The sequence below is a fragment of the Pseudomonas sp. Pme6b genome (genome assembly GCF_058129925.1).
The window spans coordinates 1,515,591-1,538,176 of sequence record NZ_CM176704.1 but is presented as its reverse complement, the minus strand read 5'-3'; the positions used below and the strand labels follow the sequence as shown (position 1 = coordinate 1,538,176).

General features: G+C 58.1%; 17 protein-coding genes and 1 pseudogene. 9 read left to right on the top strand and 9 right to left on the bottom strand.

The window, feature by feature from the left end; all coding sequences use genetic code 11:
* The first annotated feature begins 1 nt into the window (after position 1).
* On the top strand, positions 2–3,136 hold the full coding sequence (locus tag AC4ANE_RS06990; protein ID WP_002554960.1) for an efflux RND transporter permease subunit: 3,135 nt from the start codon (positions 2–4) through the stop codon (positions 3,134–3,136).
* Positions 3,133–4,593: an AdeC/AdeK/OprM family multidrug efflux complex outer membrane factor gene (locus AC4ANE_RS06985; protein ID WP_002554961.1), complete on the top strand. Its 1,461-nt coding sequence runs from the start codon at positions 3,133–3,135 to the stop codon at positions 4,591–4,593. The genes AC4ANE_RS06990 and AC4ANE_RS06985 overlap by 4 nt, the downstream gene beginning before the upstream one ends.
* Before the next feature lie 66 nt (positions 4,594–4,659).
* Here AC4ANE_RS06985 and AC4ANE_RS06980 read toward each other — a convergent pair whose 3' ends face one another.
* The 5 genes from AC4ANE_RS06980 to pcaR form a co-directional block, all read right to left on the bottom strand.
* Positions 4,660–5,961 carry an MFS family transporter gene (locus tag AC4ANE_RS06980; RefSeq protein ID WP_002554962.1) on the bottom strand — a complete coding sequence of 434 codons (1,302 nt, stop codon included), beginning with the start codon at positions 5,959–5,961 and terminating at the stop codon, positions 4,660–4,662.
* A gap of 212 nt (positions 5,962–6,173) precedes the next feature.
* The gene (gene pcaF / locus AC4ANE_RS06975; RefSeq protein WP_170947366.1) at positions 6,174–7,376 is read right to left on the bottom strand and encodes a 3-oxoadipyl-CoA thiolase; all 1,203 of its coding nucleotides are present in this window, start codon (positions 7,374–7,376) and stop codon (positions 6,174–6,176) included.
* The gene (locus AC4ANE_RS06970) at positions 7,373–8,155 is read right to left on the bottom strand and encodes a CoA-transferase subunit beta (protein WP_170947368.1); all 783 of its coding nucleotides are present in this window, start codon (positions 8,153–8,155) and stop codon (positions 7,373–7,375) included. The genes pcaF and AC4ANE_RS06970 overlap by 4 nt, the downstream gene beginning before the upstream one ends.
* Positions 8,152–9,009: a CoA transferase subunit A gene (locus AC4ANE_RS06965; RefSeq protein ID WP_002554965.1), complete on the bottom strand. Its 858-nt coding sequence runs from the start codon at positions 9,007–9,009 to the stop codon at positions 8,152–8,154. The genes AC4ANE_RS06970 and AC4ANE_RS06965 overlap by 4 nt, the downstream gene beginning before the upstream one ends.
* A gap of 200 nt (positions 9,010–9,209) precedes the next feature.
* On the bottom strand, positions 9,210–10,052 hold the full coding sequence (gene pcaR / locus AC4ANE_RS06960) for a pca regulon transcriptional regulator PcaR (protein WP_002554966.1): 843 nt from the start codon (positions 10,050–10,052) through the stop codon (positions 9,210–9,212).
* An 836-nt stretch (positions 10,053–10,888) separates the two neighbouring features.
* Here pcaR and AC4ANE_RS06955 point away from each other — a divergent pair.
* Entirely contained in the window at positions 10,889–11,086 is a 198-nt protein-coding gene (locus AC4ANE_RS06955) for a hypothetical protein (RefSeq protein WP_002554967.1), read from the top strand.
* Between the two features lie 205 nt (positions 11,087–11,291).
* On the top strand, positions 11,292–12,764 hold the full coding sequence (locus tag AC4ANE_RS06950; RefSeq protein WP_002554968.1) for an inorganic phosphate transporter: 1,473 nt from the start codon (positions 11,292–11,294) through the stop codon (positions 12,762–12,764).
* Between the two features lie 49 nt (positions 12,765–12,813).
* On the opposite strand, the gene AC4ANE_RS06945 is transcribed toward AC4ANE_RS06950, so the two are convergent.
* Together AC4ANE_RS06945 and purU are read right to left on the bottom strand one after the other, a co-directional pair.
* Positions 12,814–13,014, bottom strand: coding sequence for a hypothetical protein (locus AC4ANE_RS06945; RefSeq protein WP_002554969.1), 201 nt, complete (start codon positions 13,012–13,014; stop codon positions 12,814–12,816).
* Between the two features lie 78 nt (positions 13,015–13,092).
* Positions 13,093–13,944, bottom strand: coding sequence for a formyltetrahydrofolate deformylase (gene purU, locus AC4ANE_RS06940; protein ID WP_002554970.1), 852 nt, complete (start codon positions 13,942–13,944; stop codon positions 13,093–13,095).
* 357 nt (positions 13,945–14,301) lie between these two features.
* Here purU and mvaT point away from each other — a divergent pair, with 357 nt between their 5' ends.
* A complete protein-coding gene (gene mvaT, locus AC4ANE_RS06935) occupies positions 14,302–14,682 on the top strand; it encodes a histone-like nucleoid-structuring protein MvaT (RefSeq protein ID WP_002554971.1) in 381 nt (126 codons plus the stop codon).
* A gap of 70 nt (positions 14,683–14,752) precedes the next feature.
* Here mvaT and sbcB read toward each other — a convergent pair whose 3' ends face one another.
* Entirely contained in the window at positions 14,753–16,183 is a 1,431-nt protein-coding gene (gene sbcB, locus AC4ANE_RS06930; protein ID WP_031597607.1) for an exodeoxyribonuclease I, read from the bottom strand.
* A gap of 177 nt (positions 16,184–16,360) precedes the next feature.
* Between sbcB and AC4ANE_RS06925 the strand changes: the two genes are divergently transcribed.
* From AC4ANE_RS06925 to AC4ANE_RS06910, 4 genes and pseudogenes are all read left to right on the top strand, one after another.
* Entirely contained in the window at positions 16,361–17,086 is a 726-nt protein-coding gene (locus tag AC4ANE_RS06925) for an RDD family protein (protein ID WP_002554974.1), read from the top strand.
* Positions 17,083–18,063 carry a stage II sporulation protein M gene (locus tag AC4ANE_RS06920; protein ID WP_031597608.1) on the top strand — a complete coding sequence of 327 codons (981 nt, stop codon included), beginning with the start codon at positions 17,083–17,085 and terminating at the stop codon, positions 18,061–18,063. The genes AC4ANE_RS06925 and AC4ANE_RS06920 overlap by 4 nt, the downstream gene beginning before the upstream one ends.
* A pseudogene (locus AC4ANE_RS06915) lies at positions 18,050–19,638 on the top strand (DUF4129 domain-containing protein). The gene AC4ANE_RS06920 and the pseudogene AC4ANE_RS06915 overlap by 14 nt, the downstream one beginning before the upstream one ends.
* Entirely contained in the window at positions 19,635–20,852 is a 1,218-nt protein-coding gene (locus AC4ANE_RS06910) for a DUF4350 domain-containing protein (RefSeq protein ID WP_002554978.1), read from the top strand. Before AC4ANE_RS06915 ends, AC4ANE_RS06910 begins: the two are co-directional and overlap by 4 nt.
* Before the next feature lie 120 nt (positions 20,853–20,972).
* On the opposite strand, the gene AC4ANE_RS06905 is transcribed toward AC4ANE_RS06910, so the two are convergent.
* Positions 20,973–22,358 (bottom strand): GntP family permease, encoded by a 1,386-nt coding sequence (locus tag AC4ANE_RS06905; RefSeq protein ID WP_002554979.1) that lies wholly within the window; start codon positions 22,356–22,358, stop codon positions 20,973–20,975.
* Positions 22,359–22,586 lie beyond the last annotated feature (228 nt).

Below are 22,586 nucleotides of genomic sequence, written 5' to 3'. Positions count from 1 at the left end.
CATGTCGAAATTCTTTATTGATCGACCCATTTTTGCCTGGGTTATTGCCCTCGTGATCATGCTGGTCGGTGCGCTGTCGATTTCCAGCCTGCCGATCAACCAGTACCCGAGCATCGCACCGCCAGCCATCGGTATCCAGGTCACCTATCCGGGCGCCTCCGCTCAGACGGTGCAGGACACTGTGGTGCAGGTGATCGAGCAACAGCTCAACGGTATCGACAACCTGCGTTATGTGAGCTCGGAAAGTAACTCCGACGGCAGCATGACCATTACCGCGACCTTCAATCAGGGTACCAACCCTGATACGGCGCAGGTTCAGGTGCAGAACAAGCTCAACCTCGCGACCCCGCTGTTGCCACAGGAAGTGCAGCAACAGGGTATCCGCGTGACCAAGGCAGTGAAGAACTTCCTGATGGTTATCGGCCTGGTGTCCGAAGACGGCAGCATGGGCAAGGAAGACCTGGCCAACTACATCGTGTCGAACATGCAGGACCCGATTTCCCGGACCTCCGGTGTGGGTGACTTCCAGGTGTTCGGTTCGCAGTACGCCATGCGTATCTGGCTGGACCCGGCAAAGCTGAACAACTTCCAGCTGACTCCGGTGGACGTGAAAAACGCGATCACCGCGCAGAACGTCCAGGTATCGTCCGGCCAGTTGGGTGGCCTGCCGTCCATCAGCGGCCAGCAGCTGAACGCCACGATCATCGGCAAGACGCGTCTGCAGACCGCCGAGCAGTTCGGCAACATCTTCCTCAAGGTCAACACCGACGGTTCGCAGGTTCGCCTCAAGGACGTCGCGACTGTCGGCCTGGGCGCAGAGAACTACAGCACCGACTCGCAGTTCGACGGTAAACCGGCATCGGGTCTGGCAATCAAACTCGCGACCGGTGCCAACGCACTGGACACCGCCAAGGCTATTCGCGCGACCGTTTCGTCGCTGGAGCCGTTCTTCCCGCCAGGCATGAAAGTCGTGTACCCGTATGACACCACGCCAGTGGTCAGCGAATCGATCAATGGTGTGGTGCACACCCTGATCGAAGCGATCGTGCTGGTGTTCCTGGTGATGTACCTGTTCCTGCAGAACTTCCGCGCCACGGTCATCACGACCATGACCGTACCGGTAGTATTGCTGGGTACGTTCGGCATCCTCGCGGCATTCGGCTTCACCATCAACACCCTGACCATGTTCGGTATGGTGCTGGCCATCGGCTTGCTGGTGGACGATGCGATTGTGGTGGTAGAAAACGTCGAGCGGGTCATGGAGGAGGAAAAGCTCTCCCCGCGCGACGCCACGATCAAATCCATGACCCAGATCCAGGGGGCGCTGGTCGGTATTGCGCTGGTGCTGTCGGCGGTTCTGCTGCCCATGGCGTTCTTCGGCGGCTCTACCGGGGTGATCTACAAACAGTTCTCGATCACCATCGTCTCGGCCATGGCCCTGTCGGTGGTTGTCGCCCTGATCTTCACCCCGGCGCTGTGCGCCACCATGCTCAAGCCTATCGACGAGAAGACCCACGGCCAGCCAAAACGTGGTTTCTTCGGCTGGTTCAACCGCACCTTTGACCGCAGCGTTCTGAGCTACGAACGTGGCGTCGGCAACATGCTCAAGCACAAATGGCCGGCGTATCTGGGCTATATCCTGATCTGCGCAGGCATGGTCTGGATGTTCATGCGTATCCCGGCCGCGTTCCTTCCGGAAGAAGATCAGGGCGTCATCTTTGCCCAGATCCAGACCCCGGCAGGCTCCTCTACCGAGCGTACGCAGGAAGTCATCGACAACATGCGTGAATACCTGCTGACCAAGGAAAGCGGTGCAGTGAAGTCGGTGTTCTCGGTAAACGGCTTCAACTTTGCGGGCCGCGGTCAAAGCTCGGCGATTGCGTTCGTCATGCTCAAGCCGTGGGAAGAACGTGATTCCAACAACAGCGTCTTCGAACTGGCCAAGCGCGCTCAGGGCTATTTCTTCAGCCTGCGCGACGCAATGGTGTTCGCGGTCGTTCCACCGTCTGTTCTCGAGCTGGGTAACGCCACAGGTTTCGACGTTTACCTGCAGGATCAGGGCGGCGTGGGTCACGACAAACTGATGGAGGCGCGTAACCAGTTCCTCGGCATGGCAGCGCAGAGCAAGATTCTCGCAGGCGTGCGTCCGAACGGGCTGAATGACGAACCGCAATACCAGTTGATCATCGACGACGAACGCGCCAGTGCGCTGGGCATTACCCTGTCGGACATCAACAACACACTGTCCATCGCGTTGGGCGGCAGCTACGTCAATGACTTCATCGACCGTGGCCGTGTGAAGAAGGTGTACATCCAGGGCGATGCGGGTGCCCGTATGACGCCTGAAGACCTCAAGAAGTGGTACGTGCGCAACAGCTCGGGTGAAATGGTGCCGTTCTCGGCCTTCGCCAGCGGCAAATGGACCTACGGCTCACCGAAACTGTCGCGCTACAACGGCGTGGCAGCAGAGGAAGTGCTCGGTACTCCTGCCCCGGGTTACAGCAGCGGCGAGGCGATGGCCGAGGTAGAAGCCCTGGCCAAGAAACTGCCGCAAGGTATCGGCATTTCGTGGACCGGTCTGTCCTACGAGGAACGTTTGTCCGGCTCGCAGGCCCCTGCCCTCTACGCGCTGTCGTTGCTGGTGGTGTTCCTGTGTCTGGCGGCGCTGTATGAAAGCTGGTCGATCCCGATCGCGGTCATCCTCGTGGTGCCGCTGGGGGTTATCGGTGCACTGATGGCAACCAGCCTGCGTGGCCTGTCCAACGACGTGTTCTTCCAAGTGGGCTTGCTGGTGACGGTGGGTCTGGCGGCGAAGAACGCCATTCTGATCGTCGAGTTCGCCAAAGAGCTGCACGAACAGGGCAAGAGCCTGGTCGACTCGGCAATCGAGGCGTGCCGCATGCGTCTGCGCCCGATTATCATGACGTCCATGGCGTTTATCCTCGGCGTTGTGCCGCTGGCAATCTCCACGGGCGCAGGTTCAGGTAGTCAACATTCGATCGGTACTGGTGTAATTGGCGGTATGATCACCGCCGTTATCCTGGCGATCTTCTGGGTGCCCCTGTTCTTTGTCTCGGTTTCAGGGCTCTTCAAGAGCAAGAAGAAACATATTTCACACGATGAGGCTGGCCAATGAGCAAGTCATTGATCTCTCTTGCAGTTACCGCGTTCATTCTCGGCGGCTGCTCTTTGATCCCCGAGTACAAGCAGCCGGAAGCACCGGTCGCCGCTCAATATCCGCAAGGGCCGGCGTACTCGCCGGTCGAAGGCGCCAAAATGGCTGCCGCGGAGCAAGGCTGGCGGCACTTCTTCAATGATCCGGCGCTGCAACAGCTGATTCAGACTGCACTGCTCAACAACCGCGACCTGCGGGTCGCGGCCCTGAACATTGACGCTTACCGTGCCCAGTACCGTATTCAGCGCTCGGACCTGTTCCCTGCTGTTTCGGCGACAGGTAGCGGTACTCGTCAACGCGTGCCAGCCGACCAGTCGCAAACCGGTCAAGCAGGCATCACCAGCAGCTATTCGGCAACGCTGGGTGTCAGCTCGTACGAGCTGGACCTCTTTGGCCGGGTGCGCAGCCTCAGCGAGCAGGCGCTGGAGACTTACTTCTCCAGCGAAGAAGCGCGTCGCAGCACCCAGATCAGTCTGGTGGCCAGCGTCGCCAATGCCTACATGACCTGGCAGGCCGACAAGGAACTGCTCAAGCTGACGCAGGACACCCTCAAGACCTACGAAGAAAGCTATCGCCTGACCTCGCGCAGCAATGAAGTCGGTGTTTCCTCGGCCCTGGACCTGAGCCAGTCACGCACCGCCGTCGAAAGCGCGCGTGCCAAACTGGCTCAGTACGAGCGTCTGGTTGCACAGGATCAGAACAGTCTGGTTCTGCTGCTCGGCACCAGCCTGCCTGACAACCTGCCGGCCAGCCACTTGCTGGATTCCGACATGCTGACCGAAATGCCGTCTGGCCTGCCGTCCGACCTGCTGCAGCGTCGTCCGGACATTCTGGAGGCCGAGCATACGCTCAAGGCAGCCAACGCCAACATTGGCGCAGCACGCGCAGCGTTCTTCCCCAGCATCAGCCTGACGGCCAGTGCCGGAACCAGCAGCAGCGAGCTGTCCGGCCTGTTCAAGGGCGGATCGGGTGCATGGCTGTTCCAGCCAAGCATCAACATCCCGATCTTCAACGCCGGCAACCTGCGCGCCAGCCTGGACTACTCGAAGATCCAGAAAGAAATCAGCGTCGCCAACTACGAGAAGGCGATTCAAACCGCCTTCCAGGAAGTGTCTGACGGCCTGGCTTCACGCAAGACCTACGACGAGCAGCTCCAGGCGCAACGTGACTTCGTCGCGGCCAACCAGGACTACTACCGTCTGGCCGAGCGTCGCTACCGGATCGGTATCGACAGCAACCTGACCTTCCTCGACGCCCAGCGCTCGTTGTTCAGCGCGCAACAAACGCTGATCACCGATCGTCTGTCGCAGCTGACCAGCGAGGTCAATCTGTACAAGGCCCTAGGCGGCGGCTGGTACGAAAGGACCGGGCAGACCGAAACCATCTCCAAAGAGAAGCCTTCGGTTCAGCTGTTCTGATTTAAAGCGGCACACAAAAAAACCACCTGATCAGGTGGTTTTTTTGTGGCCGAAACAAGCCTGCGATCAATGATCCTGATGCAGGTACTTGGGCTCTTTGGGCAGGCGCAGACTGAACAGAAAGGCCACAGCCATCATTACGGTCACGTACCAGTAGAAGCTGTTTTCCATCCCGGCACTTTTGAGTTTCAGTGCGACAAATTCGGCAGAACCGCCGAACACTGCGTTGGCAACCGCATAAGCCAGCCCGACACCCAGTGCGCGGACCTGAGGCGGAAACATCTCGGCTTTGACCAGCCCGCTTATCGAGGTGTAAAAGCTGACAATTGCCAACGCCAGGGTAATCAGCGCAAAGGCAATGAACGGGTTGGTGGTGGTTTTCAGGGTAATCAGAATCGGCACCGTGCACAGTGTACCCAGCGCGCCGAACCACAACATCGAATTACGACGACCGATGCGGTCCGCCAGCATGCCGAAAAACGGCTGCATGCACATGTACAGAAACAGCGCGCCGGTCATGATGTAGCTGGCGGTCTTGGCTTCCATGCCTCCGGTGTTGACCAGGTATTTCTGCATGTAGGTCGTGAAGGTGTAGAAAATCAGCGACCCCCCGGCGGTGTAGCCCAGCACGGTGATGAAGGCCGCTGCGTGATGCTTGAACAGTGCGGCAATACTGCCTGCGTCTTTGTCCTGACGGCTTTCGGCGGTAGTGGTTTCATTGAGTGTGCGACGCAGCAACAAGGCAATGACAGCGGCGGCCGCACCGATCACGAACGGGATACGCCAGCCGTAGTCACGCAGCTCTTCGGTGGTCAGAAACTGCTGGAGGATGACCACTGTCAATACGGCAAGCAACTGACCGCCGATCAGGGTGACGTACTGGAACGAGGCATAAAAACCGCGCTGCCCGCGCAAGGCCACTTCACTCATGTAAGTGGCCGTGGTGCCATATTCACCGCCCACCGACAGGCCTTGAAGCAAGCGCGCCATGAGCAGCAAGGCCGGTGCCCAGGCACCGATCGAAGCGTAGGTTGGCAAGCAAGCGATGATCAGCGATCCCGCGCACATCATGGTGACCGATATCAGCATGGAGTTCTTGCGGCCATGCTTGTCCGCCACACGGCCAAACAACCAGCCGCCAATCGGGCGCATCAGAAAACCAGCAGCAAACACGCCTGCGGTGTTGAGCAACTGTACCGTCGGATCATCGGAAGGAAAAAAGGCAGGTGCGAAATAGATCGCGCAGAAGGCGTAGATATAAAAGTCGAACCATTCGACCAGGTTGCCGGATGAAGCACCGACAATGGCGAAAATTCTTTTGCTTCGCTCCTCGCCGGTGTAATGCGGTGCTTTTGATGTTGTAGTCATTATTTTCCCCAAGCAGAACTGTCCATAAGAAACAATCTGTAACACCGTCTTTAATCGAGCACAATAAGTCAGAGCAATTCAGCCACCAGGAAAAATCGGCAGGGTTGAACATCCAGTGCCCGGACGAACAACAACCCGGATCATCGGCCCGCCTTTTCGTGGAGGCAGACAAACGATCCGGGTTGCTGGACAACAGGTTGAAACGGGAGCGCTTACCGCTCGATGGCCAGCGCAAGGCCCTGCCCTACGCCGACGCACATGGTTGCCAGGCCTTTGCGCCCCCCGGTTTTTTCCAGGTGGTGCAACGCCGTCAGCACCAGCCGCGCGCCGCTCATGCCCAGTGGATGGCCGAGCGCAATAGCCCCGCCGTTCGGGTTGACCTGCGGTGCGTCATCCGCCAGGCCCAGTTCGCGCAGAACTGCCAGACCCTGGCTGGCGAAGGCTTCGTTGAGCTCGATGACGTCGAAATCAGTCACCGCCAGACCCAGCCGCTCGACCAGCTTGCGTACCGCAGGCACCGGGCCGATGCCCATCACCCGAGGCGCAACCGCCGCGCTGGCCATGCCCAACACACGGGCGCGTGGCGTCAGGCCGTGCTTTTTAACAGCGTCGGCCGAAGCCAGAATCAATGCAGCAGCCCCGTCGTTGACCCCGGAGGCATTACCTGCGGTGACAGTTTTGTCCGCGCCGTTGACCGGCTTGAGTTTGCTCAGGGTTTCCAGGCTGGTATCGCTGCGCGGATGCTCATCCTTGTCGACGATGGTTTCGCCTTTTTTGTGCGCAACCCGTACCGGCACAATCTCTTCCTCGAAAAAGCCCGCAGCCTGGGCAACGGCAGTGCGCTGCTGGCTGCGCAGGGCGAAAGCGTCCTGATCGGCTCGAGAAATCCTGAAGTCGGTTGCAACGTTGTCGCCTGTCTCGGGCATTGAGTCCACGCCGTACTGTGCTTTCATCGCCGGATTGATGAAGCGCCAGCCAATGGTGGTGTCTTCCAACTTCATGTTGCGCGAGAACGCTGCATCAGCCTTGCCCATCACGAACGGTGCACGGGACATCGATTCGACGCCACCGGCAATCGCCAGCTCGATCTCGCCGGAAGCGATGGCACGGAACGCGGTGCCGATGGCGTCCATCCCGGAAGCACACAGGCGATTGAGAGTCACCCCCGGCACGCTCTCCGGCAGCCCCGCCAACAGCGCAGCCATGCGCGCAACGTTGCGGTTGTCCTCACCGGCCTGGTTGGCACAGCCGAAGAACACTTCGTCGATCTCTTCCCAGTTGACTGATGGGTTGCGCTCCATCAGTGCCTTGATCGGCACCGCGGCCAGGTCGTCGGCACGCACCGAAGACAGCCCCCCGCCAAAGCGACCGATGGGTGTGCGAATCGCATCGCAAATAAATACTTCACGCATCACGCTTCTCCTGCAACCTGACCATGAGCGGCGGCAGTCCGGGCTTCCAGATCACGCAGCGCCGTCAGCTCGACCTCGGTAGGCTCTTCGGAAACGACCACTGTGTCGGCAAAGCGGATCTCCCAGCCCGTGGCAGCAATCACCTGCTCGCGGGTCACGCCAGGGTGCAGCGTGGTCACAACGAACTCGTTGGTGTCAGCTTCCGGCTCCATGATGCACAGGTCGGTAATGATCCCCACCGGGCCGGCACCGGGCAGCCCCAGGCGCTTGCGAGAATCGCCGCCCTCGCCGTGGCCGACCGAGGTAATGAAGTCCAGCTTGTTGACGAACGAACGCGCCGACTGCTTGAGAATGATCAGCACTGACTTGGCCGAACCGGCGATTTCCGGCGCGCCACCGGCACCCGGCAAGCGCACTTTGGGATGATGATAATCACCGACAACGGTGGTGTTGATGTTGCCGAAACGGTCCACCTGCGCTGCGCCGAGAAAGCCGACGTCGACGCGCCCGCCCTGGAGCCAGTAACGAAAGATTTCGCTGGTGGATACCACCGTGTCGGCGGTTTCCGCCAACTCGCCATCGCCAATCGACAGCGGCAACACGGTAGGTTTGGCACCAATCGGGCCGGACTCGTAGATCAGCACCACGTCGGGCGCTGATGTCAGACGCGCCAGGTTCGCAGCCTTGGAGGGCAGACCGATGCCAACGAAGCACACCGAGCCATTACGCAGACGACGGGCTGCTGCAACGGTCATCATTTCACTGGTGGAGTAAGTCATTATTTGGCCTCCGAAGCGCGAGCCAGCTTGCTCTGGAATTCACTGAAATCTGCGGTGCCGTGGATATATTCGTCAATCCACGCGGTGAAGGTTTCACGGTCCCGGGCAATCGGGTCCCAGGCCTGGTAGAACGGGTTGTCACGCTCGTAATAGCCGTGCGCATAGGAGGGGTGAGCACCACCGGGCACCAGGCACACGGCGCTCAATGCCCAGGTCGGCAGTACACAGGAATTCATCGGCGCTTGCAGGTCATCGACAATTTCTTCCACCGTCACAATGCATCGCTTCGCAGCCAGCGCGGCCTCTTTCTGCGCGCCGAGAATCCCCCACAGCAGCACGTTGCCTTTGCGGTCGGCTTTCTGCGCATGGATAACAGTCACATCCGGGCGTACCGATGGCACAGCCGCCAGCACCTCACCGGTAAACGGGCAGGTTACCGTCTTGATCAGCGGGTTGACCTTGGGCAGGTCGGACCCGGCGTAGGCGCGCAGCACTGCGAACGGCAGGCCCGACGCACCAGCCACGTAGGCGTTGGCGAGGTCGGCATGGCTGTGCTCTTCGATTTCCATCGCGCGCGGCCATTGCTTTTCAACCGCATCACGCAGACGGTGTAGAGAACCGACGCCGGGGTTGCCGCCCCACGAAAAAATCAGACGCTTCGCACAACCGGCACCGATCAACTGGTCGTAGATCAGGTCAGGCGTCATGCGCACAAGGGTCAGGTCTTTTTTACCCTGACGGATAATTTCATGACCAGCGGCCGTGGGGATCAAATGCGTGAAGCCTTCCAACGCAACGATGTCGCCATCGTTGACCAGTTGCTTCACCGCATCGCGTAGAGAAAGAATGTCTGCCATGAGGTGCTCCGAACCCAACATCACGTTCAATGAACAGCGCGAAGACCTGCGCCGGAATGAAAATGAGGTTATGCCTGAGCAGACAGGCAGACAATCCGATAATCGACTAACCGTTCGGTAACCGAACAAATTCAGCTAACTAACAATCGCTCACGAGCTCGGATAACCAGGCCCGTTTAACCATACCCAGGCAAACAAGGTCAGGTAAACAGCTGCGTACTCAGGTCGCGACTGGCATCGAGCATGATCGGCAAAAAGCGCTGTTCCAGCTCGCTGCGTGCCACACGCCCGGCGCTGGTACTGACATTCAGCGCAGCCAGCACCTGGCCCGACGCATCATAGACCGGCACGGCAATCGAGCGCAGCCCCTGCTCCAGCTCCTGATCGACAATACACCAGCCTTGTTGACGAACCAGTTGCAGACGCTCGAGCAGCGCTTCCGGCGTGCGAATGGTACGACTGGTCTTGGGCTGCAGATCGACATGATCAAGGTATTCATGCAACGACACATCATCCAGCGCGGCCAGCAGAATTCGGCCCATGGACGTGCAATATGCCGGAAGGCGGCCGCCCACCGAGAGGTCGACCGAGATCAATCGCTGCGTGGTCGCCGAGCGCGCGATATAAAGGATGTCGTCACCTTCCAGCGTGGCCATGTTGCATGCCTCGTGCAACTGATCGCTCATACGGTCCAGATACGGCTGCGAAGAGGTCGCCAGAGGCGTCGATGACAGATAGGCGTGGCCCAGGGTCAGCACTTTGGGCAGCAGCGAGTACGTACGGCCATCGGTGGTCGCGTAACCCAGCTTGATCAACGTGTGCAGACAACGACGTACCGCAGCGCGGGGGATTTCCGTCCGGTGGCTGATCTGTGCAATGGTCAGGTGCCGCTTGCGCTCCTGAAAAGCATGAATAACGGCAAGCCCGCGCGCCAGCGAAGTCATGAAATCCGGGTCGCCGGTCAGCGCCTGAATGCGCTTTGCGGGTGACGCCACGATGGGCGGTGCCAATGAGGCAAAAGATTTACGCAGTTCATCGTTCATTGACACACCCTCTGTAACTCCCTTCAGCCCCTGTGGAGCGCAGGTTTCAGGTCTATTGGAAGCAGTGAAGACAGCCTCTGCCTGTGCGATTATCGAACAGGTGGCCGATAATCGCAATTGACCCGCCGTAAATATACTTATACCTTTACCTCTGCCACGAAGTGACTTCTTGGAAATTACTGGTCAGGTACCCACTGAGAAGTCCAAGGCAGCGGCCTTGCTCACCAAGCAAGGCCGTTTTCATTGCGGCAGCGCCTGCTGCGCATGAACACGCCCCGCCTGTCGAACCCCCGCATCACAACTCCAGATATCGTGCATATAAAACTCTCTGAATTCCATCGTCAGGGTTTTGTCACCAGGTGTGTAAAATTTGTTTTATAAAAGTTCCGTCATATAAATGGCTCACTAAAACTTCGGAACAATCGTACAAAAAAACCAGACCTGTGAACTTATTCAACCTCTGTTGTTGACGTAACAGAACTTCTTGGAGATAGTATCCATCAGTGGGTTGGCAACACCCTCGCAAACGATTGATCCGTTCACCCGATTTCTGCCTCGATTATCCCGTCGAAGCGCTGTCACGGTGCACCATCGCCGCGCGATCAAAGGGAAGCCTGCCAGCGCAAGCCTTGCGCTTGAAATCACACACATGTCGCTACGACAGCTGTTTCTCTGGTGTACGTAGCCGCAGGCAATAACAGGATGCTCCGCAACCTCTTCGGGTAATGGCCCGAGCAGGTCTCTGGCTGTATCTGGTATACAGTCCGAATGGCGTGAACATACTTGCATTGTTTTGCGTCATCACCAGAACTCAATCGACTCGATCAGGTATTACAGTGACTAAAGATGAACTGCGCGCGGAACTTGAGCGCCAGGAACAACGTTACAAGGATGTCTACGGCGGTGAAATCACCACCTACGCCGCGCAACCGGAACCGGAACGCAAGCCTTGGCGCAAAAGAGCCAGCCTGCTGGACCAGGCGTTCAAGCAAGAATTGCAAAAAATGGAAGAAGGCCTGAAAGAAGAGCCGTGACATCGTGGGTCTCATGATCCCCGACTGCTCATCTCTGCCTTCCTGCCCCTGGAATTACCCGCCTTACAGCCTCATTGAGTATTCAACGGGGCGGCGCTCATGCGTCTTTTTTTTGGTTTGAGGCGACACCTCGCAGTGACGACAAGTCGTTCGGTATTTTTTCTGTCATAATCGCGCCCCCTTCAGACCCGGTCAGAAAACCTACATGATCGATTTATTCAGCGGGCTTGATGCCTGGGTGCTTGTGAGCCTTTTGCTCGCCCTGGCTTTTGTCCTCACCTTCGAGTTCATCAACGGCTTTCATGACACCGCCAACGCGGTGGCGACAGTCATTTACACCAAAGCCATGCCGCCTCATCTGGCCGTGTTCTTCTCTGGTGTATTCAACTTCCTCGGCGTGCTGCTGGGCGGTGTGGGTGTTGCCTACGCAATCGTCCATCTGCTGCCGGTCGAACTGCTCATCAACGTCAACACCGGACATGGCCTGGCCATGGTGTTCTCGCTGCTGGCGGCGGCCATTACCTGGAACCTCGGTACCTGGTACTTCGGCATCCCGGCCTCCAGCTCGCACACCTTGATCGGTTCGATACTCGGTGTCGGTCTGGCCAATGCACTGATCAACGGCATCCCGTTGGCCGACGGCGTCAACTGGCAGAAAGCGATCGACATTGGCGCTTCGCTGGTGTTCTCGCCGCTGGCCGGCTTCATCGTTGCAGGCCTGGTGCTGGTTGCGCTGAAATGGTGGCGCCCGCAGTCGAAGATGCATAAAACCCCGGACCAGCGTCGCAAGCTGGACGACAAAAAGCACCCGCCATTCTGGAACCGCCTGGTGCTGGTCATTTCCGCAATGGCGGTCAGCTTCGTACATGGTTCGAACGACGGCCAGAAAGGCATCGGCCTGATCATGCTGGTGTTGATCGGCATCGTGCCCAGCCAGTTTGTACTGGACCTGACCAGCACGACCTACCAGATCGAACGTACCCGCGATGCGACCCAGCATCTGAGCCAGTTTTATCAACGCAACAGCAGCACGCTGGGCGAATATCTGGCCATGGGCAAAGCTGAAAAAGGCGACTTGCCGTCCAGCTCTGCCTGTAATCCGAAGCAGACCGAACCCACCATCGACGCGTTGCTCGACCGCCTCAAAGGCGTATCCGACTACCACTCGCTGGCCCCTGAAAGCCGTATCGAAGTGCGCCGCTATCTCTTGTGCCTGGACGACACGGCCCGCAAGGTCGGCAAACTTCCAGACCTGTCGGCGCGTGAAAAGTCCGATCTGGAGAAACTTCGCAAAGACCTGACCACCACCACAGAATACGCACCGTTCTGGGTAATTCTGGCGGTCGCACTGGCACTGGGCATCGGTACCATGGTTGGCTGGAAACGTGTGGTACTGACGATCGGCGAGAAGATCGGCAAACAGGGCATGACTTACGCACAGGGCATGTCGGCGCAAATCACCACCGCCTGCGCAATCGGCCTGGCTAACGTGTTCAGTCTGCCGGTTTCCACCACCCACATCCTGTCATCAGGCGTTGCCGGGACCATGGTCGCCAACAAGAGCGGCCTGCAAGGCGGAACGGTTCGCACCATCCTGCTGGCCTGGGTGCTGACCCTGCCTGCAACGGTCGCCTTGTCCGCAGCGCTGTTCTGGCTGGCCTCCAAGGCACTGTCCTGACTCAGAGCCCTTCAGGTGGTGCAGCCTTGCACTGCCTGAAGGGCTTGATTCACCCCTCTCCCTCCACACCTTTCTCGACAAGCCTTTCAGCGGGCATTTCCGATTGCTGCAACTCACGCCATAGCGCTGCTGCACCGTCGAAATCGGCACCGTTTTCCGGAGTCAGGGCGGCGGGGTCATAGCGGCTGAGACAGCCCTCGCCAAGCGTGGCGGGAGCGGTGGATGTGGCTTTTTCGAAAGGATCGGTCATTGGCTGTCACCCTGAGCGTTGCACCATTGCCGACGAGCCAGGTCGGGAGCGCGACAGGCGCACTCCCGAAAAGATAGATCAGTCGAAGACGACTGTCTTGTTGTCGTGTACCAGAACACGGTCTTCCAGATGAGCGCGCAGGCCGCGGGCCAATACCATCTTTTCCACGTCGCGACCGAAGCGCACCATGTTTTCGATGCTGTCGCGATGGCTGACGCGCACCACATCCTGCTCGATGATCGGGCCGGCATCGAGCTCTTCGGTCACATAGTGACAGGTCGCGCCAATCAGCTTGACGCCACGCAACGACGCCTGATGATAAGGCTTGGCGCCGACGAAGGATGGCAGGAAGCTGTGGTGAATGTTGATCACCTGATGGGCATATTCACGGCACAGCTGTGGCGGCAGAATTTGCATGTAACGCGCAAGGACCACAACGTCCGCCTGATGATGCCCGACCAGACGCGAGACTTCGGCAAATGCAGGCTCCTTGTCTTTCGGGTCCACCGGGACATGGTAATAAGGAATGTCATGCCACTCGACCATGCTGCGCAGGTCCTGATGGTTTGAAATCACACAGGCTATGTCACAGTCGAGTTCGTCGCTGTGCCAACGGTGCAGCAGATCGGCCAGACAGTGCGATTCGCGGCTTGCCATGAGCACGACGCGCTTCTTCTGCGCCGAGTCGGTGATGCGCCAGTCCATCGAAAACTCTTCCGCGATCAGCGTGAACGCTTCACGGAACCCGTCCAGGTCAAAAGGCAGGGTGTCGGCACGTATTTCGTGACGCATGAAAAACCAGCCGCTGAGATTGTCCGAATGATGACTCGCTTCGGTGATCCAGCCGTTATGGGACGCCAGAAAGTTACTGACTTTGGCAACGATGCCTACACGGTCCGGGCAAGCAATCACCAGACGAAAAGTGCGCATTGGGGGAAACTCCAGAACTTCGCAAAGCCGCTATTCTAGCGGCTGCGCAGCAAAACTGCAGTATCTTTGCTGCCTGAATGTGCAGGCAGAAAAGGACACCGCCCAGGCAAAAGATTGCACCGTGCCAGTATCGACTTTTACCACCCGCGACGCCTAACAAAACCTATATAAAGAAGGGCTTTATAGCGAGGATCTTTTGAAGGGGGCTCGGCGCTTGCCTAGTTCAGACGTCTGTAGGACGCGTGTATATTGCTAAATAATTCAAATAAAACTTTTATTTAATGTTTACTTGCTCATTTACAGTGACTATTATTGCCCCACTGTATCCCTGCAACCTACACAACATAAGGTCTCCTCATGTCCCTGATCAACGAATACCGCGCCACAGAAGAAGCCATCAAAGAACTGCAAGCCCGTTTGAAGAACCTGTCGCAAGACGACAAACTGCAAACCGAGCTGGAATTCGAAGGTAAACTGCGTACGCTGATGGGCGAATATCAAAAGTCGCTGCGTGACATCATTGCCCTGCTGGATCCGGATGCCAAGGTAAACAAAGCCCCCCGTGGCGGCGCTGTTAAACCTGCCGGTACCAAACGCGCCCGCAAGGTCAAGCAATACAAGAACCCGCACAACGGTGAAGTCATCGAAACCAAAGGTGGCAACCACAAGACATTGAAAGAGTGGAAAGCCAAGTGGGGCAGTGACGACGTCGAAAGCTGGGCCACTCTGCTGGGCTAAGCTTCAAACGGTCGCGCTTCATTGCGATTGCAAAAACGCCAGCCTGCTGGCGTTTTTTATTGTCCGTTATTTATACACCCAGACGTTTACTCAGCGCCTGCGCGTAATCCTGCCATTGGCGCAATACCTCCAACTGCTCTGGCGCGGCACTAAGAGAGCATTCAGCCAGCGCAGTCGCAAGGTCCTTCAGGGTATTGGGCGCCCCCCGTTCCGGGTCGCTCAGCCGCTGCTGACAGAAGTCCTGCCACCGCTGTTGCTCTTCACTGCTCAAGGTGTCAGGAAAGTTACGAGCGCGGTACCTGAATAACAATTCAGGCAAGCGGGCGTCATCAAACGGCCACGCGTCACGTGCCAGTTGTTCGGGCTCGGCTTGCCGAACTTGCTCGCACAGTCGACGATCACGGTCACCGATAAAACCGTCATATAACTGCTGTTCTGGATCCTCACTTGCAGCAAAATCTTCCTTGCCATAAAGGACGCTCAGTTTATCCTGCCAAACTTCCCGGCTTTCACTCAACTGCGTTGCGCGTGCCTGGTAGCCCGCCATGTCCAGTTGCAGCCGCTGCTGATCTTCGCTGCGTAGCACCCCCAGGGGGGCTATCACCGGGCAACGGTTTATATGCAGTAATTTGAGAGGCACCGGCAATTCGCCTTCCCCCAGCGCTTCATGCCGGGTATATAAACGCTGCTTGAGTATTTCAGCGTCGTCTTGCAACAACGGTGAAGGGTCAAGGTGCAGGTCACAGACGATCAGCGCGTTGCGGTTATGCGGGTGCCATGCCAGCGGAAGCACCACGCCAAGGTAATTGCGTGCCGCAGAAAAACGTCCCGATATATGCACCAGTGGCTGCATCAGACGAACCTGCTCCTGGACTTTCTGTTTACTGCGTAATGCGAACAGGTAGTCATAAAGCTTCGGCTGTTTTTCACGAATCAGGCGCGCCAGGGCAATAGTTGCACGCACGTCGGATAACGCATCATGCGCCTGTCCATGATCAATGCCGTTGGCAGCAGTCAGTCGTTCCAGCTTGAGTGTGACGCGACCGTCCTGTTCGGGCCAGACAATGCCGTCGGGGCGTAATGCATAGGCCGCGCGCACGACATCAATCAGATCCCAGCGGCTGTTACCACCCTGCCACTCGCGTGCATAAGGGTCGAAGAAGTTGCGATAAAAACTGTAACGCGTGACTTCATCGTCAAAACGCAAGGTGTTGTAACCCGCACCACATGTCCCTGGCGCAGATAGTTCGGCATGTACGCGGGTCATGAAATCCGCCTCGCACAAGCCTTTTTCCGCCAGCGTGGCCGGCGTTATTCCGGTAATCATACAGGCAACGGGATGGGGCAGAATGTCGTCACTTAGCTGGCAATGAAGATTGACCGGCGGCGCGATTTCATTGAGTTCGGTATCGGTGCGGATGCCGGCCATCTGCAGCGCACGGTCATTGCGCGGGTTGATGCCGGTGGTTTCGTAGTCGTACCAGAAAATGCTGGAAGTCACGGGCTGATCCTGAACAAAAGACCCGCGAAGTGTAGGGCGTGACAGGTGTCATTGCCTAATCGGGTAATATCCGGCGTACCGGGAAATGTTTTCTTACAGCCCGCGTCTTGAATGGTCGGTTGCTTAGCTCCGCTGCGATAGCTAGCATCAGTTTTCGTTTTCAGGCGCGCTCCGACAATGTCATCCCTTCCCGCTTCGCCAAGGAATGCAGCGCTGCCCACGCCACTGGACACCCGCATTGAAATCGAGACGCCGGAAGGCATCGATATGGTTCTTCGCCCTGCCGGACTGGTTTCCCGCGCATTGGCGTTCGGAATCGACTTCGCCATTCGCGCAGCCGTTATCGGCGTGTTCTTTTTACTCTTGCAGTGGTTTGACAAGCTCGGCATGGGCCTGGCCGCCATCGTGTTTTTTCTGGTCAACTGGTGGTACATGGTGCTGTTTGAAGTGCTGAGTCAGGGGCGCACTCCCGGAAAGCGGGTCCTCGGCCTGCGGGTGGTGCACGATGACGGCACGCCGATAGACTGGTCCGCGTCGTTGATACGCAACCTACTGCGTTTCGTCGACATGCTCCCGCTGGGCTACGGGCTAGGTGCAATCAGTTGTCTGAGCCATCCATTGTTCAAACGGCTGGGTGATCTCGCAGCCGGGACGCTGGTTATCTATAGCGACCAGCCTGTAACGCGCCCCACCCTGCCAGAGGCAGAACCGGTGATTGTGCCGTTCGCCCTGCATCTGGACGAACAACGGGCAGTGCTCGGTCTGGCGGAACGACAAGGTGAACTGTCCATTGCCCGCACCCGGGAGCTGGCCGCAATTCTTGCTGAACCCTTGCACATCCCCGCTGATCAGGCGGTCGCTCATGTAAACGGCATCGCCCGCAACCTGCTGGGGCCGAAATGAAGCAGAGCCTCTTTGAAACCCGCCATAAAGATGAGTGGCAACGTTTTGGTCAGCGCCTTGATGCGCTGGAAAACGGCAAGGCCGATGTCAATGCTTGCGAAACATTCCCCTGTGATTATCGACGCGTCTGCCACCACCTGGCGCTGGCACAGGAGCGTGGCTACAGCAGCCACCTGGTCGACCCCCTGCATCAACTGGCCATGCGTGGCCATCAACAACTTTACCGCCACCGCAGCGCGATGGGCGCTCGTCTGCTGGGCTTTGTACTCGGAGGTTTTCCGCGACTGGTGCGCGCCGAGTGGCGTTTCGTCCTGGTCGCCAGCCTGTTGTTCTTCGGCAGCCTGATCGGCATGGGGTTGTTGGTCTACGGTTTTCCGCAACTGATCTACAGCATCGTCAGTCCTGAGCAACTGGCCGACATGCAGAGCATGTATGACCCATCGGCCAGCCGGATCGGACAACCCGCCGAAAGAGCTTCCGACGCAGACTGGATGATGTTCGGCTACTACATCATGAACAATATCGGTATTGCCTTTCAAACCTACGCCAGCGGTTTGCTGTTCGGGCTCGGCAGCCTGTTTTTTCTGCTGTTCAATGGGTTGATGACAGGCGCAATTGCCGGTCATCTGACCGACATAGGCTTTGGGCAGACATTCTGGACATTCGTCATCGGTCACGGTGCTTTCGAGCTGACCGCCATCGCCATGGCCGGGGCGGCGGGTCTGAAGCTGGGATGGGCTTTGCTGGCCCCAGGAAGACTGACGCGCAGTACCGCGCTGCGCATTGCGGCCAGGACCAGTGTGCAACTGATCGGCGGGGTCATTCTGTTCCTGCTTATTGCGGCATTCATTGAGGCTTACTGGTCATCGATGACCTGGCCCGGACCGCTGCTCAAGTACCTTGCAGGTGCCGCCCTATGGTTGCTGGTCGCCGCGTATCTGACCCTGGCAGGACGTACCCCTCATGCGCCTGACTGAGTCAAACGTCGCCATACGTCCTCGATCCCCTTGGGAAGCCATAGACCTGGGCGTGCTGTTGGCGGGTCGGCACCGCGGTCTGCTGATGAGCAGTTGGGCAATCGTCACCCTGCCCGTTTTTTGCCTGCTCAGCGCACTGCTATGGGACTATCCCACGGCCGCCATTCTGCTGTTCTGGTGGCTCAAGCCTGCGTTCGAACGCTTGTCGCTGCTCTCCTGTCGCAGTCACTGTTCGGGACAACGCCTACGCTCGGGCAAGCCCTCAAGGCGTGGCCCGCCACTTTGAAAAGCCAGCTGTTGCCAAGCCTGTTGTGGCGAAGACTCAGCCTGAGTCGCAGCTTTCAGTTGCCGGTGCAGCAACTGGAGCATCTGGCAGGTACGGAGCGCGCCCTGCGCATCAGCCTGCTCAGCCAGAAAGACCTGCGCGCCGCACGGCTGCTTACCATCGTCGGCGCACACCTGGAATACTCATTGTGGATAGGCCTGCTGATTATGCTTTACGCGTTTATTCCGCAGCAGATCCAGATCGACTGGCACTGGATGAGTCTGCTCGAAGTTGAAAACCAGTGGCTATGGATCGACCACCTGACCAACCTCTTTTATGCCCTGGCGCTGGTACTCTGGGAACCCATCTATGTTGCGTGCGGCTTCACCCTGTATCTCAATCGCCGTACGGTCCTTGAGGCGTGGGATATAGAGCTGGTTTTCAGACGCCTGCGTCAGCGCCTGATCGGCAGTGCCTATGTGTTGTTGATCGGCGTCGGACTGGCGCTTTCGACAGCACCAGCAACGGTCTGGGCAGAACAACAGAGCTACAGCTGCCCGCTGCCCGATAGCAGCGCGACAGAACCGCCCGCCACCCTCGCAGCACCGGACACGCCGCGCCTGATCCGTCAGACACTGACCAGCGAAGCAGCCCGCAGCGAAATACACGGCATCCTGCAACAGCCGCCCTTCAAGAACCCCAAAACCGAGACAGGCTGGCACTTCCCTGAACAACAGAAAAGCCAGTCTGTGGTTCGGGACACTCACGACCAGGGCTGGCTGATTACCTGGCTCAATCGGCTTCTTCGGGCCGCAAGCGCCCTGGCCAGCCTGATTGAAGTGCTGCTCTGGGGCGTGGTTATCGGCCTGACCGGGCTGGTGCTTTGGTATTACAAAGACTGGTTCAAAACCTTTGCAAGCAGGGCGCCCGGCAGAACAAAAATCGCCCGCCCGGCTCCCCGGCAGCTACTGGGCCTGCAAGTGAATGCCGAAAGCCTCCCTGAAGATGTCGCCGGCCGGGCCGAACAGCTTTGGAGCAGCCAGCCCCGTGAAGCCCTGAGCCTGTTGTACCGCGCACTGCTCAGTCGCTTGCTGAACGACTATCGACTGCCGTTGAAAAGCGCCGATACCGAAGCTCAGGTATTGGCGCACATCGCTGCGCTGAACCAGCCGCTGCTCAGTGAATTCAGTCATGACCTGACCATGCACTGGCAGAACCTTGCCTACGGGCATCGACTGCCACCGGCCCATGCCCGGCAGCAACTCTGCGATGGCTGGCGTCGCCTGTTCAACCCGGCGGTGCAGGCATGAGCCGCCGTAGCGGAATACTGATCGGGCTACTGGCCCTTTTACTGCTGGCAGGCGCAGGGCTTTACCTGAGCCGTCACCTGGAGCGCTACGAGAAAACCGTGGATCAGGGCCCCTCGCCACAGGCAAAGGCCAATCCCTGGCTTGCGGCCGAATACTTCCTGCGTGGCCTCTCTATCCCGGTAAACACCACTGACACGCTGGCCCGACTTCCCGACCCGAGTCAAAGTACCCAGACGCTGCTATTGCTCAATGACCGGGAAGACATGACACCTGCACAAACCGAACGGCTGCTGAACTGGGCCGAAGCGGGCGGGCACCTGCTGGTAGTGGCCGAGCAACTCTGGAATGAGAAAAAAGGTCGCAGCGGCGATCTGTTGCTGGACAGGTTGCAGGTTCATCAATACCTCACTACGGACATCAATGCGCAGGAACAACAGCTGAACGACGCTCAGCCGCCACTGCCCATCCCGTTGATAACGCCCTCCGCCAAACGCAAAAAAGAGCCCTGGCCGGAATTGACCCGCCTGTATCTGGAAAACGAAAGTGCCCCGGCATACATGAGCTTCGATCCGGCGTTCCATCTGGAAGATCCGCAAGACCATGCACAGTCGTGGGCCAACAGCGCCGATGCCACACACCTGCTGCAAATAAACCGTGGTAACGGATTGATCACGATTGTGACTGACGCCAACCTGTGGAAAACCCGCTCGATCGGCAACTATGACAATGCCTGGCTGCTCTGGTATCTGACCCAGGGCAGTGAAGTGACCCTGGTGCTGCAAACCGAACACGACAACCTGCTGACCCTGCTGCTGCGCAACTACCCTCAGGCACTGCTGACGCTGGCGTTGCTGATTGGCCTGGGCCTCTGGCACATCGGCCTGCGCGAAGGCCCGATGCGACGGCCCGCCCCCCTTGCACGTCGCCAACTGACCGAGCACCTGCGTGCCAGCGCCGAGTTCCTGCGCAGACGCAGCGGGCAACAAACGCTGATAAAGAGCCTGCAACAAGACATCCTGCGCCGCGCCCGCCAGCTTCATCCAGGCTTCGAGCGGCTGGCTGTCGCAGAACAATGGCAGGTGCTTTCGCGCCTGACGCGGCAGCCCACCAGCGCCATCAGCGACGCTCTGCGCCCTCGCCCGCCGCAACGCGTCTCACACAGTGAATTCACCCGTCAGGTAGCCCACCTGCAAACGCTCAGGAATGCCCTATGATCCTGCACTGGCGAATCGTTGGATATCTGCGATATTGAAATCAAACCTTTAGAAGCTCACGGGTACGTAGTGTTGGATACCTCATTTGGGCAGGCTTCGGCGCTGCGAATGAATCCCGACTCAACTTACTGTAATAACCGCATTCAAGATCAACACCACAACCAATCCGACCACCGCCACAATGGATTGAACCACCGAGATAGTCTTCGTCGCCTCCCCCATTGTCATGCCAAAGGACTCCTTCACCATCCAGAAGCCTGCATGATTCGCATAGTTGAAAAACAGCGAACCGCAGCCGATTGACAATGCCAGCAAGGGCAAGTTGAGGGTGGGATCAGCACCCGCAAGCGGTGCCAAGAGGCCTGCAGCCCCTACGATACCCACAGTTGCGGAGCCAGTAGAGACCGAGAGTAACATCGCAATCAGCCAACCCAGGATTAACGGAGGGAAGGCAGACTGCTGGGTCAGGTGCACGATAGCATCGCCTACCTTGGCACTGGTTAGCATCTCCTGAAATGCCCCGCCTCCTGCGATGATCATGATGATGGAGGCAATAGGCTTGAGGCTTTTACCCAGTGAATCACGCACCTTTTCGGCGTCGCCACCGCGCGCCAGTACCAGGCTTGCGCCGGCGAAAAGCACGCCTAAGAGCATGGATATCAAAGGGTTGCCCACGAAACTGGCCATTTGCAGGATCGCATTGCCCTTTGGTAGCACCATCTCGGCGACGGCATTGATCAGCATCAGGATCGCCGGTAGCAAGGCTGCCAGTACGCCGAGCAAAACGCCGGGACGGGGTTGATTGTCGGTTTTTTCGGCCAGAGTGAACTGATCGAGTAATGCCTGATCAGGCCTGGTGCTCATGCGCTTCGAAATGAACGCGCCATAAAGTGGACCGCCCAAAATCATTGCTGGAATAGCGGCGAGAAAACCGTAGAGCATTGTGGGCCCCACTGAGGTTTTGAGTGCAGCGATGGCCGTCAACGGGCCAGGGTGCGGCGGTACCATGCCATGCATGGCGGCGAGCGCCGAAATCACTGGAACACCCACATACACATACGCCGAGCCTTTGAAGCGAGCCTGGCTTTCCAGCTTTCGCGCCACACTGAATATCAGCGGCAGCATAATTACCAAACCCACCTCGAAAAACATGGGTATGCCAACTACAAACGCAACCATCATCATTGCCCAAGGTATCAGGCGATCCGGGGTGCGCTTGAGGATGACCTCGGCCAGCTGCTCCGTGACGCCAGCATCAGCCAGGATTTTGCCTAGCATCGCGCCAAGCGCGATCACAATCCCAACTGCCCCTAGTGTCTTTCCGGCACCGGCGATCAAGTGAGCGACGATACTTTCTGGCTGCATTTGGGTAGCAAAGCCCACACCAACAGAAACTACCATCAGGGCCAAAAGCGGGTGCATCTTGAGGCGCGACACGATCAGTGCCACCAATACCACGACGCTGACAAGCGCGGTCATTAGAAGCTGTATATCTAAGGTAGTCATGAAAATATCTCAGTTGGGCTGGCGCTGAGGCTGCACTCAGCATTTGAAAAACCGGTTCGAGACGTAACGCTCGACGGAGCACGCAAAAAACCAGACAGCGTATGGGTGCCTTCACGTGCAACACCCGTTTCAGGAAAGGCAAACACTTCGCAACCTGCTGCCATGTCACTGCTGTCAGGTAGTTCAGTCAGGAGGTCAACATGGAAATGGGCATGAGAGCGACGCCAC